The organism is Ktedonobacter robiniae (genome assembly GCF_016587375.1).
Taxonomy (GTDB): domain Bacteria; phylum Chloroflexota; class Ktedonobacteria; order Ktedonobacterales; family Ktedonobacteraceae; genus Ktedonobacter; species Ktedonobacter robiniae.
The window spans coordinates 1,458,838-1,473,176 of sequence record NZ_BNJG01000003.1; the positions used below are offsets into that span (position 1 = coordinate 1,458,838).

General features: G+C 54.7%; 10 protein-coding genes. 3 read left to right on the forward strand and 7 right to left on the reverse strand.

Translation table 11 applies throughout. From position 1 onward, the window contains the following. Positions 1-188: 188 nt before the first annotated feature. Together JMJ04_RS38900 and JMJ04_RS38905 are read right to left on the reverse strand one after the other, a co-directional pair. A complete protein-coding gene (locus JMJ04_RS38900) occupies positions 189-1,274 on the reverse strand; it encodes a DUF4037 domain-containing protein (RefSeq protein WP_201375732.1) in 1,086 nt (361 codons plus the stop codon). 638 nt (positions 1,275-1,912) lie between these two features. Continuing rightward, a complete protein-coding gene (locus JMJ04_RS38905; RefSeq protein WP_201375733.1) occupies positions 1,913-2,749 on the reverse strand; it encodes an LLM class flavin-dependent oxidoreductase in 837 nt (278 codons plus the stop codon). Positions 2,750-3,363: 614 nt separating this feature from the next. Here JMJ04_RS38905 and JMJ04_RS38910 point away from each other — a divergent pair. Together JMJ04_RS38910 and JMJ04_RS38915 are read left to right on the forward strand one after the other, a co-directional pair. After that, the gene (locus JMJ04_RS38910) at positions 3,364-5,439 is read left to right on the forward strand and encodes an alpha-amylase family glycosyl hydrolase (protein WP_201375734.1); all 2,076 of its coding nucleotides are present in this window, start codon (positions 3,364-3,366) and stop codon (positions 5,437-5,439) included. Between the two features lie 416 nt (positions 5,440-5,855). Next, a complete protein-coding gene (locus JMJ04_RS38915; protein ID WP_201375735.1) occupies positions 5,856-7,613 on the forward strand; it encodes a peptide ABC transporter substrate-binding protein in 1,758 nt (585 codons plus the stop codon). A 115-nt stretch (positions 7,614-7,728) separates the two neighbouring features. On the opposite strand, the gene JMJ04_RS38920 is transcribed toward JMJ04_RS38915, so the two are convergent. Then, positions 7,729-8,703, reverse strand: a complete 975-nt coding sequence (locus JMJ04_RS38920) for an aromatic ring-hydroxylating dioxygenase subunit alpha (protein ID WP_201375736.1) — start codon at positions 8,701-8,703, stop codon at positions 7,729-7,731. Positions 8,704-8,940: 237 nt separating this feature from the next. On the opposite strand from JMJ04_RS38920, the gene JMJ04_RS38925 reads away from it, so the two are divergent. Beyond that, complete coding sequence (locus JMJ04_RS38925; RefSeq protein WP_236038889.1) at positions 8,941-9,774, forward strand: CHAP domain-containing protein; 834 nt, start codon at positions 8,941-8,943, stop codon at positions 9,772-9,774. A 67-nt stretch (positions 9,775-9,841) separates the two neighbouring features. Here JMJ04_RS38925 and JMJ04_RS38930 read toward each other — a convergent pair whose 3' ends face one another. From JMJ04_RS38930 to JMJ04_RS38945, 4 genes are all read right to left on the reverse strand, one after another. Further along, complete coding sequence (locus tag JMJ04_RS38930; RefSeq protein ID WP_201375738.1) at positions 9,842-10,852, reverse strand: aldo/keto reductase; 1,011 nt, start codon at positions 10,850-10,852, stop codon at positions 9,842-9,844. A gap of 119 nt (positions 10,853-10,971) precedes the next feature. Beyond that, complete coding sequence (locus JMJ04_RS38935; RefSeq protein WP_201375739.1) at positions 10,972-11,691, reverse strand: hypothetical protein; 720 nt, start codon at positions 11,689-11,691, stop codon at positions 10,972-10,974. Positions 11,692-11,731: 40 nt separating this feature from the next. Then, positions 11,732-13,036 (reverse strand): MFS transporter, encoded by a 1,305-nt coding sequence (locus tag JMJ04_RS38940; RefSeq protein WP_201375740.1) that lies wholly within the window; start codon positions 13,034-13,036, stop codon positions 11,732-11,734. A gap of 3 nt (positions 13,037-13,039) precedes the next feature. After that, positions 13,040-14,212, reverse strand: coding sequence for an RNA polymerase sigma factor (locus JMJ04_RS38945; protein WP_201375741.1), 1,173 nt, complete (start codon positions 14,210-14,212; stop codon positions 13,040-13,042). Positions 14,213-14,339 lie beyond the last annotated feature (127 nt).

Below are 14,339 nucleotides of genomic sequence, written 5' to 3' on the forward strand. Positions count from 1 at the left end.
GATCAAGGGAAACCTCGCCACGACCTTGGTAACAACGACGTGCAGTATCCCTTGCAAAAAAAACTTGATGCCAATCCCTCATGCGAATTGTAGCGATGCAGTCGCCATTGTGGGAAGCATCTGGATAAGGTGGGAAATTGCAGGTGAGACGAAAGGGGAAGTTTCGCCTCACCGCGAGCGAATCTCAGTTACCCATAGAGTTGGCGAAGCTTTTCTCGCGCCACTCCTCCTATATCGGTGTTATCGCTCCACTGATCGATGTTCCCGGTCAGTCGCCCTGCCGCAAGCTGTCGGACTGCCGGGTCGGCAATCTGCGCCACAAGAGCTTGAGCGAACCGTCCTCCGTGAATGACGGGAAAGGGACGGTCATAGAAGCGAGACACGGTCGATGGCAGTGCTCGACACACTCCTAGCTTGTTCTGTAGACGGGCCAGTACCTCATACGCCTGGGCGAGCGCTTCGCTGCGTTCACTCCAGGTGCTCGCGATCTCGGCGCGCCAGAGGAGGGGCGCGAGTTCCGGTGCGCTGCGTAATCGCCCAAAGGCTGTGCCAAACCACTTGGGGTAGGGAGCATACTGCCTCTCCAGCAGAAAGCACAGGTTCATGATATCACGCACCAGGCGCGAGCCGATAAGCGCCGAGCCAAGCTCGTCTCCCCCACTGCCAGCGCGCGGCATCAGATGCTCTTCCTGCCCGATTCGCTGCCAGCCACAGGCCAGCAGGTACAGCCACACATCATGAGGATACCAGGCAAAGCGCGCGCGGACCGCCGTGAGTTCGCCAACCTCGTCCTGGTAGACTTCCCCGGCAACCAACTCGCCCAGCAGATGCGACCGGAAGGTGAGCCAGTCGGCTGCCTCCAATGGTTGGGTCAGATCGTAGCCAAGCTGAACGCGTACAAAGTCGCGCACGGTAATCGCGATCACGCGATGCTTGATCGGTCCGGCAAGCGGTCTAGTCATAACGCGCATCCTTGGCTCGACAGGGGCTGGGAACGAGACAGGATACGCCGCAAATGTTTCAGGGAGGCTGTGGCTCAACAGGTCGCCAATCTCGTCCCTTTGCCCGATATCTTCCTCTTGCAGGAGAATGAACAAACGTGGCCCCCAATCGTGGTCAACAGACAGCTCATTGTCAAAACCAAGCACCTCGCTGCCTTGACCAAGCAGGGCGGCGGCATAGCGCAGGTCGGGAAACACGGAAGTTACCAACGGACGAACCGCCTCATGAAAAAACCGGCGGCTCAGCTCAAGACCGGACACAAAAATGGGCATAGTCATTCCTTTCCACAAAGTCAGTGGGAAATCAACGAGGAATCGGAAAGGAAGGGGAGGCAGGAGCACAAAGACTCCCTCCGCTTTAGAGGCGTCCGGCTGATTTGTTCACCAGAGAGCGACGCTCTCTACCATCACACATGATGGGAGCCCAGAACTCAAGCCAGGGTCCCTTCCAGAAGGTTGAGGAGCAGAGATAGAGTTTTCATGGGAATAGCCCTCCTTTGCTTGATTTATCTCATAATAACCGAAGAACATACAGGATGTCAAGACCTACATGCGAGACTCCGCTCACAGCGGACTGACCACCCGCATCTGTATGCCATACCGTGTGCACTGTCCACATGCTCCAGGTGAAGTTTGCCATTCAGTCAGCTTTTTTGCAAAGAATACTGCACATCGTTGTTACCAGGATCGTGGCGAGGTTTCATCATGGATCATGTTCTCTTAGGCAAATGACATGAGCAAAGTTGAAGAGAACCATGACACAGACAGGAAAAGAGAGCCTGTTTGCCAATCTAAGATGAGTAGCCCTTGGCTTCTATGGGCCAAGGGCTACTCTCATTCAGGGCAGTTCGACTCCTTCCTGCTTGCTCAAGTGCTCACCTTATTGCACAAAAACTTATCTCATTGGCTGGCTAGATGCGGATGGGTCCTTGCCTGATACGTGCGAGTGCTTGCGGTACGCTGGTATGCCACTCAATGCGCTCTTGCATCCAGGTAACGCCAGCATCCATATAGGCCCTGGCGATTGCGCGGTCCTTTTCGGGGTCTGTGCCTGTTTCAAGTGTGCTCGCGATGACGTCAAAAGGTGTGTCATTGGTGCGATATTGCTGGATATATGCGCGAATCTCGCGATAATCCTCGGCGGTCAAGGCTTTATCCCAACAGATAGGATTGATGCCATCCCAGCGTGCTGCGCGTTGAAAGGGCTTCTTATGTGGCCACGTTCCTGCTAGCCAGATGGGGATGCGTGGCTGCTGAACTGGTCTGGGCAGGAAAATTTCTTCGTTGACCTGGTAGTGTTTGCCCGCGTAGCTGAATTGCTCGCCGCTCCAGAGCCCTAAAAGCACCTCCAAACCCTCATCGAGCATCTCGCCGTGGCGCTTGCTGTCTGCGGACTCTTGAAAGCCACTATACTCCTGGCGGCGGTCGGAGCCGATGCCCAGCCCCAGGATAACGCGTCCCTGCGAGAGGTGGTCAAGGGTGACGATCTCGCGAGCAAGCTTCCAGGGACGGCGGCGTGGCAAGGGAGTTACCAGTGAGCCCAGTGTAATTTTGCTTGTTGTCATGACCATGGCGGCCAGCGCGATCCAGGGATCAGCTGTTGGCTCTACGAGGTTGCGGCCCGGATGAATGTGGTCCCAGATAAAAAAGCCATCCCAACCTGCAGCCTCTGCTTCCCGGGCGAGTTCCGCGAGCAAGCGGGGGTCGCTATAGACGCCAAAGTTGGGAGTATTAAGCGCAAATTTCATGATGTAGATTGATCCTTTTCGCTTTTGCTGTGCCTGTATTGTATGTCTGTTTAATGGTAGAGGCAAGGCCTTTGGTCTGACGCAGAGACTCAAGTCGTCTTGTTGAGACTATTTATGCCTGTGATACGAGTTATATATGTGAGGGTATTCTTTTGATGCCATTCCCTTACGTGAACTACCACTGAGCTGAAGACGCAGTGGCTTCTTCGGAAGTCACTGAAGACTTGGTTCAGTAACTTCTTCGGAAGTTTGAGTTCACCAGACTGTGCCCCAGAAATGGGAGCTCCGTTCGCTAGGTCATGACACCTGCGGTTGACGCATCAGACCGCTGCTCTGTCGCTGAGAGTTAAGTAGGCTTGAGGTAAGGGCCGGTGCTCTCGGTGTAAAAAGCCTTTTGAACCTTGTCGAGATGAAGCCGGATTCCCTTCGTGGTCACAGCGAAGGGATAAGCACCACCTGCCTTTGGGCAGAGCTTTTTGAGTCAATGGATCGTCTTTTGTTCAAAAGAACAGGGGGCGGTCCGGCGATTCATCCACGAGGCTGAAGACCTCGTGGTTTTCTCGCCACTCCCCTATAAAATGAGCAGACCCGCCTCGTGTGAAAGGTAGTAATAGATGCAAGTAATCAAAGCTCCGGCAGAGACACAGCCGGAGGCCGACTTCCTGATACATAAGAGAACCCACTTCGCGCTCTGGCGCCCCGCCGTTACCGATCCCGCTCCCAGGCTTCTTATCGGTGAGTTTGTGCCTGGGGAACCGCCAACATTAGGCCAGGAGCAGGCTTTTACCCTATCTCCTTCGGCAAAAGGTGAGGGACTATGGGATATTGCGGCTAAGGACTGCCAGCTCGAAAACGGTAAGATCTATCACTACTGGTTTGAGGTCACCGATAGCAATGCCTACAAGGAGAGTCACCCGCGTATCCTCTGTACCGATCCCTTCGCCCTCAATGTCGATTGGCGCTTGTTCTCGCCAAAGCCAGAAGATGACGCGTTTGGCGACGAAGACCGCTATCCGGCGAGCGTGGTGAAGTATCGTGATGGTGAGCTGGTGCCGTGCGATCCCGAGGGCCAGAGTCCCGATTGGCGCAATGATCCCCCTCTGGAGACCCTGCCGGTCAACACGCAACTGGTTATCTATGAGCTGCCCACAGCCTGGGCTAGAATGCGCAAAGAGGGCGGCGTGCAGGTCGCGGGTGGCAACTTTCGTGATGTCTTGGCGCTGGTCGATCCTGGGGCCATACCTTTCAGCTTCTTTGGCTTGACTGTCTTGCAGGAGGGGCGAGCGCATCTCCGTGACCTGGGTATTACGGCATTGGAGTTGTTGCCGCCCGCTGATAGCTATGTCGATGGTGGATGGGGCTATGCCACCACCAATTACTTTACTGCCGACTATAACCTGGGCAGTTATGGGAAGGGCAGGCGGCCTGCACCAACGACCGAGCTGGCGCGCTTGATTCGTGCGTGCCATCAAAATGGCGTGCGTTTCTTCGCGGATGTCGTCATGGCCTTTGCGGCCCGCAATCCCTACCGCTCAATCAACTACGCCGATTTCTTTGTCAAGGCGAATTCTGGCGATCCCGAAGAGTATGTGGGGGATATCAAGCGCGATGGCTTTGGTAGCGACCTGTTCAAGTATAACCACGAGGTCGAGGGCTATGACCCATTCACCGGGGAGCAAGGCAAATTTATTCCGGCGCGCTCCTTTATGCTGGCCTATCTCGACCACTGGATGCGTTACTATCGTATTGATGGCGTGCGCATCGATAGCATCGTGAATATCGCGAGCTGGGATTTTGTCGAGAGCTTTAAAGACCTGGGGCATCGCATCTACCAGGCGCGTTGGGTGGAGCAGGGCAACGAGCCTGAGATCGCGGGCGCGCGTTTCCTGGTCACTGGTGAAGAGCTGGATATGCCCCTCGACCTGGTGCATCAGCATCGCGTGGATAGCCTGTGGAATGAGTACTTTAAGCGCTATATACGCGCGGCCATTATTGGTCAGCAGCATCCCGACGAGGAGAGCTTCGAGGAGACCGTCAAGAAGATGGTGGATTGCCGCCTGCTGGGTTTTGGCGATGGCTCGCAGGCCATCAACTATGTCACTTCGCATGATGTCGAGGGCTATGGAAATGAGCGACTCTTCGACTACCTGAATAGCTGCGGGGTCGACGAGAAGGAGCAGCGTATCAAGCTGGCCTTTACCTGCCTGATTACCTCCGTTGGCGTCCCGATGATTCTGGCTGGCGAGGAGTTTGCCGACCAGCATGACACGCCTGCGGAGGGACCAGAGAAGCAGCGTGATGCTGTAAACTTTGAGCGGCGCTATGATCCCTGGCGTGCGCGCATTGTAGATCACGTGGCCCGGCTCGTGCGCCTGCGCACCAATTGCGAATCGTTATGGGTCAACGAGACGGAGTTTATCCATAGCGATTTCGCGGATGGCAAGCGGATTATGGCCTGGGTGCGTGGCGAGCCAGATAGCCGCAATAAAGTGGTCATCGTAGCCAACTTCAGTGATTACGGGACTCCGAACCCTAAGGATAAGCGCTCGGAATACGTCATCAACAACTGGCCTCAACTGCCCAAAGGCATGCGCTGGCGCGAAGTCACTCAGGATCGTGTTGTGCCTACCAAGCGTGCCGGGCGCGAGCCAATTCTCCCCTGGGAATCGCGCGTTTACGTCGCAGAATAGCATCACTCAACTGGCTCCCCAGGTCTGGGGAGCCGGTTATATGTCCTTCTTCTATCAAGCATTTTGTTTCTTTTTATTCCTTGATATTTCTTTCTATGTGAGATCTCCGAAGTTAACGACGTATAATTAGTGTAGGATAGTTAAGCAACGTATGTATACATTTTGGGTGAAGAGAAGCCGTACTATAGTGGCTTGGCGCTGCGAAATACCCTGAAGGGCGCAGACAGATGCCGGTCGAGAGCGAAGGATCGACCTTTCTTTCTCCTCGTTATTGGCTTCACAACAATTGATAGGGCAGTATACGTAACTCCTCGCGCGGCATCAGGTAGTCAGTTCATATCGACAACCTGTCCTATGGTCGTATTGTCTTTTTTGCGATTTAGTGTACGTTATAGCCTCAAAGGAGAGTTGATGTTATGCCTTCGGATAGAAAACGCTCTATACTTATCTGGCCAGTACTTCTTACCTTGCTGGCCCTGCTTGTTACCGCCTGTGGTGGTAGTTCAGGGGGAAATGGTAATGGGTCTGGAGCCAAGCTCTCTAACGACAAGCAGGTGTACGTCATCCCGGTGAGCGGTATATCGGATGTCGCGACACTCGATCCAGCCCTCTCGACTGATGCCCCTTCGATTAACGCCCTCAATCTGATGTTTGTAGGCCTGGTACAGCTCGATGATAATCTGAAAGTGTATGGCGAGCTGGCCCAGAACTGGAGCACCTCCAGCGATGGTCTGACCTGGACCTTTAAGCTGCGCGATGGCCTCAAGTTCAGCGATGGCAATCCCATCACCGCAGACGACGTGATCTTCAGCATTGACCGTGCGCTCAAGCCGGAGCTGAAGTCGACGGTGGCCCCAGCCTATCTGAGCCTGATCAAGGATTCAGACAAGCGCTTTGCAGGCAAGGTTCCCACGTTGATCAATGATAGCCTCTTCGCGCCTGATCCTACAACGGTCAAGATCGTGACCAGCCAGAGCGCGCAGTACTTCCTGCAAGCCCTGACCTATCCGACATCGTATGTCGTGGAGAAAAGTTTTGTGCAGAAGTATGGCGATACAGATTTTCTTAAGCACCTGAACGAGGGTGGCTGCTCGGGTCCGTTCAAACTAGACCAGCATATCTCTGGTAAGCAGGTTAGCTTTGTGCCTAACAGCAACTATTGGGGTGGTAAGCCTCAGTTGCAGAAACTGGTATACGCCTTCTACAAAGACCCACAGACGGCCTACAAGGCCTACAAGACCAACCAGGTCGATCAGGCTGGTGTGCCAACTGCTAACCTGGATGAGGCACGCTCTCTACCCAATAAACAGTATCGCCAGGTGCCTCAGTTGACCATCGACTACTTTGCGATGAACTACCTGGCTAAGCCCTTTAACAATATCAAGATCCGCCAGGCTTTTGCTCTCTCCATTGATAAAAACGCCATTCAGGATCGTATCAACAAGGGTGCGCGACTGGCGACCAACCACATAGTGCCTCAAGGTATGCCAGGGTATAATCCCAATCTCAAGGCTCCTGGTGGCGTGACTAGCACGAAGGGTGATAAAAACCTGGCCAAGCAGCTTTTCCAGCAAGGTATGCAGGAGGAGGGTTACACTCTTTCAAACTTCCCGGCTGTGACAGTGACGGTCGCCTCTGGTGGCTCACAGACTGCCAAGAACCTCTTCCAGTTTGCACAGCAACAGTGGAAGGATGCTCTGGGTGTCACAGTGACCATCAACGACGAGGACTTTAACAAACGCCTGGATGATGTCTCAAATACCGTGGGCAATGGCAAATTGCAGATGTGGTTTGCGGCCTGGGGCGCGGACTATCCCGATCCTGAAGATTGGACGACCCTGCTCTTTGGCAATGGCTCAACTAACAACTCGACCAATTATGGAATGGGGAATTCCAAGACGGTCTCGATGCAGAAGCAGATGCAGGACTTGATGCTGAAGGCTGACGTCAATCAGAACAATACTGAGCGCCTCGCTCAGTACAATCAGATTGAGCAGCAACTTGTGGATGATGTCGCCTGGATTCCCATTGACCAGCGTGCTACGAGCTATGTCCTCAAGCCCTGCGTGCAGGGAGTTGTGGATAACGCGCAGAGCCTTGTACCTCCGGGCGATTGGGCCAAGGTCTACAAGACCAGCGATTCCCCCTGTGCCAATACAGACGCCTATAAATAAGGTGGGCCTACAGGGTTATCAGGGAGACAGACATATCGCTTGTTCTTTCATGCCCTCTTGCCGGGAACATGCGAGGGAGAGTGTGCGCTAACGCACCTCTCCCTTTTTCGCTTTATCAAGCTGTACCGAAGGTGACGCCTTTCTCGCGCAGCCAGCGCCGGTAGGCGATAGAGAGCCTGTCTGAGCGCAGGTGTAGCTCGGCTTGTAGGTCCAGGGGCAGCAGTTCGGGCCGCTGTGATTCGACGACTGGAATATCCTCGAAGAGGATGCCCTCCTGGAACTTGATGATCTCCTCGTCCGACTCATCCTTGGTCGTTGTCGCCTCATAGGTCCAGACCAGGGAGTGATCGATATCGACAGGCGTGATGGTAAAGAGCAGGGCCAGCCCTGAATTATCCTCGTCCTGCTTTGCCAGGTAAGCCGTGAGAGGACGTAGAACTTTATAAATATAATGCATATACGCGCCCTGGCCCATGCCAATGGGATTAGGCTGCCAGACACAGATGTCGTTGGCGACAATCTCATCCGGCGTCACATCGACTTGATAATCAGAGAGAGCGGTATGCTCCAGGTCGCCTAGGCTTCCCTGGTGAACGAAGGGGAAGTGTGCCACATCTAGAAAGTTCTCGATCAGGCGTGGCCCTCCGGCCTGCACTTTGTAAGGGCCACAGACGACGGCCTTAAACCTCTGGTCGTCCCATTCGGGAAAGACGGGAATATCGCACTCTGGCTCTCCCAGCGAGACCCAGATGGTGTTGTACCGCTCACGGGCCTGGTAGACCTTCGCCTGGGCCTTGGCGGGCGGACACTGCTCAGGATGGGCGGGGAAGCGAATGCAGCGCCCCTCGCTATCATAGACCCAGCCGTGATATGGGCAGGCCAGCGTCGTTTTAGTTGCCTTGCCCAGCGAGAGTTTCGCGCCACGGTGAATGCAGAGATCGCGCCAGGCATGGATCTCCCCATCCGCGCTACGCCATAATACCAGGTCCTCGCCCAGTAAACGTGCCGCGACCGGTTTTCCCTCGACAATATCAGCAGAACGGGCAATAGGATGCCAATCATTAATTAAGACAGTATCTTGAATCAGCATAGTTACTAGTTCTCTCCAGGGTTATGCTTGTGTGTTTGCTAAAGCGTATCTTAACCTGAAAAAGGCTGAAGAGCAATGCCCGACGCGTGCTTTAGCAGCGTCGCCCCGCTATACAAATACACGATTTATAGAGTATACTTATCTTGAACATCTCAGCACAATATAGCGACACTAATGTAGGGTATAGACACTTCTACTGATCCTGGACGTGGATATGTGATGGTGGAGGAGAATAGAATGCTTGGTCTAGATAATCCTCTGGTCGCGAATTTTTTTAGCGCGGTTGATAGCAATACCTGGCGTTGTAAGCAGACAGGCTATACCATTGCCGGGAATATCCTGAACTTTTACCGCCTCTTTGGCACTACTGGCATGAATGGCCTGACGCACATTGGATTACCGCTGAGCAACGTCTATACGCCCGAGCCTGGCAAGCCTCGCTCATACCAGAAATTTGAGCGCGCCATTCTAGCCTACGACCCTCAGCACACATATGATCGTCCCCCTGGTGGTGGTGATGTCTACTTTATGCATATTGACCACCCCCTGCCTCAAGGCTCAACGCCGGTTCCACCCTCTCAACCCACCCCGGCCCCATCTCCAACACCAACCCCCACTCCTGTTCCTAAACCACCCCCAACTCCCGTCCCAGCTCCAGCGCCCACGCCTGCCCCTAAGCCACCACCTGTGAAGAAGCCAGTGGCTGGCAAGAGTAACAATTTTCCCGCGGGACAATGTACCTACTGGGCAGCCTACCGCTTTCACCAGGTGCATGGCGTCTGGGTGCCCTGGCTGGGCGATGCGTGGAAATGGCCTGACCAGGCCAGGAGCAACAACTGGGTGGTTTCGCGTACGCCAACGGTGGGCGCCATTATTGCCCTTCAACCTTATGTGCAGGGTGCGGGCAGCCTGGGCCATGTCGGCATCGTCGAGTCAATAACCAGCAATAAGAGCGTGCATACCAGTAACTACAACTGGTACGCTGACGGAGGAGGCTGGGGCATCTGCTCCTACTGGGACTTCCAGTATAACTCCTCCGTCGATATCGCCTTCATCTCGCTGGCGAGTTAGCCTTGCCTCACCCTGTGGGTCCATGCTGGCATGGACCCACAGGGTGGGTGCACCACGTAGGCTTCGCCTACACTTGCACGGGCGAGATCTTATCGATGGCCTTGAGTTCGTCCTCGCTGAATTCGAGGTTCTTCAGCGCGGCGACGTTTTCTTCGATCTGCTCAACCTTCGAGGCCCCGATCAGGACGCTGGTCACGGCCTTATGACGCAGATTCCAGGCCAGCGCCATTTGCGCGAGACTCTGGCCGCGCTCCTGGGCGATCTTATTCAGGCCGCGAATCTGCTCCAGTTTCTCAGGCGTGAGCATCCTTTCGGCGTGCTGTTTGTCCCACCATTCAGCCGCGCGTGAATCGCTGGGGATATTATCGCCCAGGTACTTGGTGCTCAGCAGACCCTGCGCCAGGGGGCTGAACGTAATGACACCACTCCCCGCGCGCAGCGTATGATCAAAGAGATTATGCTCTGGCCCGCGTCCCAGCAGGTTATAGTATGGCTGATGGATTGTAATAGGCGCCAAACCCATCTGTTTGGTGATCGCCACCGCCTCCTCAAACTGCGCACCTGTGAAGTTGCTCACGCCAATGTAGAGCGCCTTGCCTTGCTTCACAATCAGATCGAGGGCCGCCATCGTCTCTTCCAGCGGCGTCTCAGGATCGGGACGGTGCGCATAGAAGATATCCACATACTCCAGACCCAGGCGCTTCAGCGACTGATCCAGGCTCGCCACAAGATATTTCTTCGAGAGGCCATCGCCATAGGGGCCGGGCCACATATAATAGCCCGCCTTGCTCGAGATGATCAGCTCATCGCGTGGCATATCGCGTAAGATCTTCCCCACCACTTTCTCCGCGTTGCCCGCTGGACGCCCATAGTTATTGGCCAGGTCAAAATGGGTGATGCCCAGATCGAAGGCGCGATAGAGACAGGCGCGCGCCACCTCCTCGCCGCGATAGCCGCCAAAGGTCTCCCAGGCCCCCAGCGAAATCGCCGGAAGGCGCAGCCCGCTACGGCCGCTACGGCGATATTGCATCCGCTCATAGCGATCTTCAGCAAAGCTCGTCACTTGCGTATCTGACATACATACATCGCTTTCTAGCAAAAACACACACTTACTTTTACCACCAGGAGCAGCCAGACGACCGCACCGGTTCCCCTATTAGTATGTCACGTTTTTAAGTTTATCGATATATCTCCTGGCTATTTTAGCCATACGCTTAATGGACCAAGGGGCGTAAAGCCAGCGCGTAATGCAGTCTCCAGGCTCTCATCCTGCTCATATCCAACAATAGGAAGATCAGGATAGCAGGTAGCTATCATGCTGACCAATCCTTCCCAGTATTTTTCCGGCTCTTGCTCGGGGGTAAAGACGTTGGAGATGCCTACTACTCCGGTAGTTCTATTAGCAATCGCTCCTGCTACGATCTGCTTGGCTTTGTAAGCTGCGATAAAGCAGATGTCTGCATCATGCAAGAGTGTAGGGAGGAAGAGTTGATTTTGAGACAAAGATGTTTGGGACCATGCCTCTTCCCAGCGTAGCAGATCCTTCTCTGATGTGATTTGCCGCCATTGGAGATCAGTGTCTCTCGTCGAGGCGGTTTCTCCAGATATTTCTCTAAGAATCCATTGCGCTTGAAAGAGTTGCTCAAACCCAAAGGGGGCGAGATCCAGGATCGCGAAACTATCCTTTACAGAAACACCGTATTCCCTTTTGGTAGTAAGAAACTCAGCAAGAGTGTTATGCTCAAGGTTAATGTTGGCTTTTGGTGTCAGCGTCACGAGATTGGGGTAATAGATTGGCGTTTGTCGTTGGCAAACCCAGAAATCATCATGAAACTCCCCCAGGATATTATGAGACCGGCAGATAGTATCGCACCAGACGGCGTTATTATATGCAGCTAATTGAGTAAGTGATTGCAATTGTTCTATTCCCTTTTTCTTATGTATTCATCAAGTTATATTATTGTATCCCATCGGTGATAGTAGCCCGTTTAGGTTGGTCCATCCCCTTGAGGCTGGGATTGAAGAGGAGAGAGATGGTTGAGAGCAGGTAGATGCCGCCGAAGATGAGGATTCCTGGTGTGATGCCGAGCCAGTCGACGAGGAAGCCCGCGATCAGGCCGCCGAGAGGCATGCCCAGGAAGGCCATGGCAGTGAGGGCGCCGAAGACGCGCGCCCGCAGTTCTGCCGGGACTAACTCCTGCTCCATGGTGCTCAAGATGGGATTGATGGGACCGATTGCCACACCGCCTATGGCATAAGAGACAATGAGTATAGGCAGGGGCAGACCCAGGGCCAGGGCGAAGAAACGCAGAATTGTGGAAAAGCAGAAGCAGAGGCCGAAGGTGAGCCGCCTGGGGAGGCGATGACCAATGGCGGCGAAGAGGAGGGTTCCCGCGAAGGCCGCGCCTCCCCAGGCCGCGCTCAGCCAGCCAAGCGCAACCGGGCTTTCCAGTATCTTCTGCCCATAGCTTGGCAGCAGTACGCCGGACATTCCCTGGTCAAGCATGTTGGTAATCATGATGGTGATGGCGATGGCAAACATGACCGGTGTGCCGCGTAGAAATGTCAGCCCCTCTTTCAGATTTTGCAGATAGTTGCCCTGCTCTTGTCCCTGCTCACGCGGCTTTGCCTTGCTCGCGGGAATGCTCCAGGCAAGCAGGAGGGCCGAGAAGAAGAAGGTCGCGCCATCCACCCAGAGCAGGTTGCTGGTACCAATCACGAGGATCAATACTCCAGCCAGGGGTGCGCCAAAGAAGCCAGAGACACGGCTGACCCCATCATAGAGCGAGTTTGCACGCTCGGCAGGCATACGCGAGAGCTTGATCAGGTCTGGCAGGAGGGCATAGCGGGCCGAACTGCCCGGCGTCATAAGCAAGCCTGCCAGGAAGACCAGGATCTGCAACTGCCAGAAGCTGAGGCCGATGGTCTCATAACACAGGGGAATGAGCATGACCGCGATGCCGCTAGCCACGTCCCCCAGGATGCTGACGCGCTTGAAGCCAAGTTTATCAAGAAGCTGGCTACCGAAGAACGATGAGAGCACGACCGCGAGTGTTTCAAAGAAGGCCGTAATACCCGCTTTGGACGCGCTGCCCGTGGTCTGTAGGACCAGCCAGGGTATAGCGATAAACATCAATCTATCGCCGATAAGTGAGATCGTGTTGGCGAGAAAGAGCGCGTAGATGGGCAGCGAGCGTTTCTCTGGCAGCGCCGTGGCCTGCTCCGTTTGAAGATTCTTTTCCTGTTCCATGCTTGCTCCCATTGCCTAACCTCCATAGATATTGAGCACATCGAAGCGCTCGCGGGTCGCAACGACCTCAATTTTGGCCGCGCTGGTAATGCTCTCGCAGGTGGCGACGAGGGCGGGTACGCCCTCGGCCTCAATGCTGCGAGGTGGCAGGAGGCGAATGCGTGGATAGCGGTGGCGGAAGGCCTGGACCTCTGGCAGGTCGAAGGCCAGGGTATCCATGCAGGTATGGCAGCGGGAGCCACAGTGATTACAAAGTAGATCAATGACGATGGCATTGCGTTGACGAATCCAGCTTGAGGTTTCGGCGGGTATGCCAAAGTTGAGAGGCACCTGGTTACCACAATCAATGCAGGTAACGGAGCCTTCTCGTAGAGCGGTACGGTAATAGCCACTGGCCCATTTATCCAGGCGCGAGATCGCGGGCTTGAAGGTCTTGAAGCCCTCGAGGAACTTGATGCCGGTATTCCAGGACACATAGTCGTTCGCGCGCGGACAGCAGGCGGGACACTTTAAGTAGAGGTCGCCCTGTACCGGGTCGAGCTTGCCTAACAGGCGCTGTTGTCCACAGTGGTGACACCAGAGCGCGAGTTGGGTCCATTCGACGTTCTCATTGGGGGCATAAGCTTCCGTTTCCAGTTTAAATTCGTCGGTCAGGACGCGGCGCAGGGCCAGGGTTCCGCGCTTGAGGCGCATGGAGGCGGTATGAATATTGACACCCATCAGGCTGGCGACCTCGGAGAGCGATGACTCGCGCACATAGCGCTCAAGGAGCGAGGTACGGGTCTCGGGTGGAAGCAGGTCCATGGCGCGGTCCAGCAGTTCGGCCAGCTCTTTGCGCTCCAGCTCGACCTCCATGTCAAAGTCATCGGCCAGCGTCTCTTCAAGGATGTTCAGGCTCTCATCTGGCTCTGTTTGTAGATGAAGGCTTTGCTCCTGCTGGCGTCCCTGCTGGCGTGCCCAGCGCAGGTAGACGTTGCGCGCGATCCCTGACAGCCACGCAGAAATCTTCTCTGGCTCACGCAGGCCCTCTAGATGTTTCCAGGCCTCTAGCAATGTCTCCTGTACCAGGTCTTCCGCCACGTGTGCGTCTCCGGTCAGGCGGGTGCAGAGGCGCAGCAGGCGCGGCCTCTCGCTGCTAAGGATAGTTTCTATATTTTGTATCGCTTTATGGTGTATAGCTTCGTCCATATTCTCCATCGGTGCGTCCCTCTCGAAGTAGTCTATCATGTCTATTACTTCTATGTCGCGATTTAGGGGCGCGATTTAACGCAAAATTTGACTGAATTTTGTATTTTCTCAGAATTTCTCTGTAGTA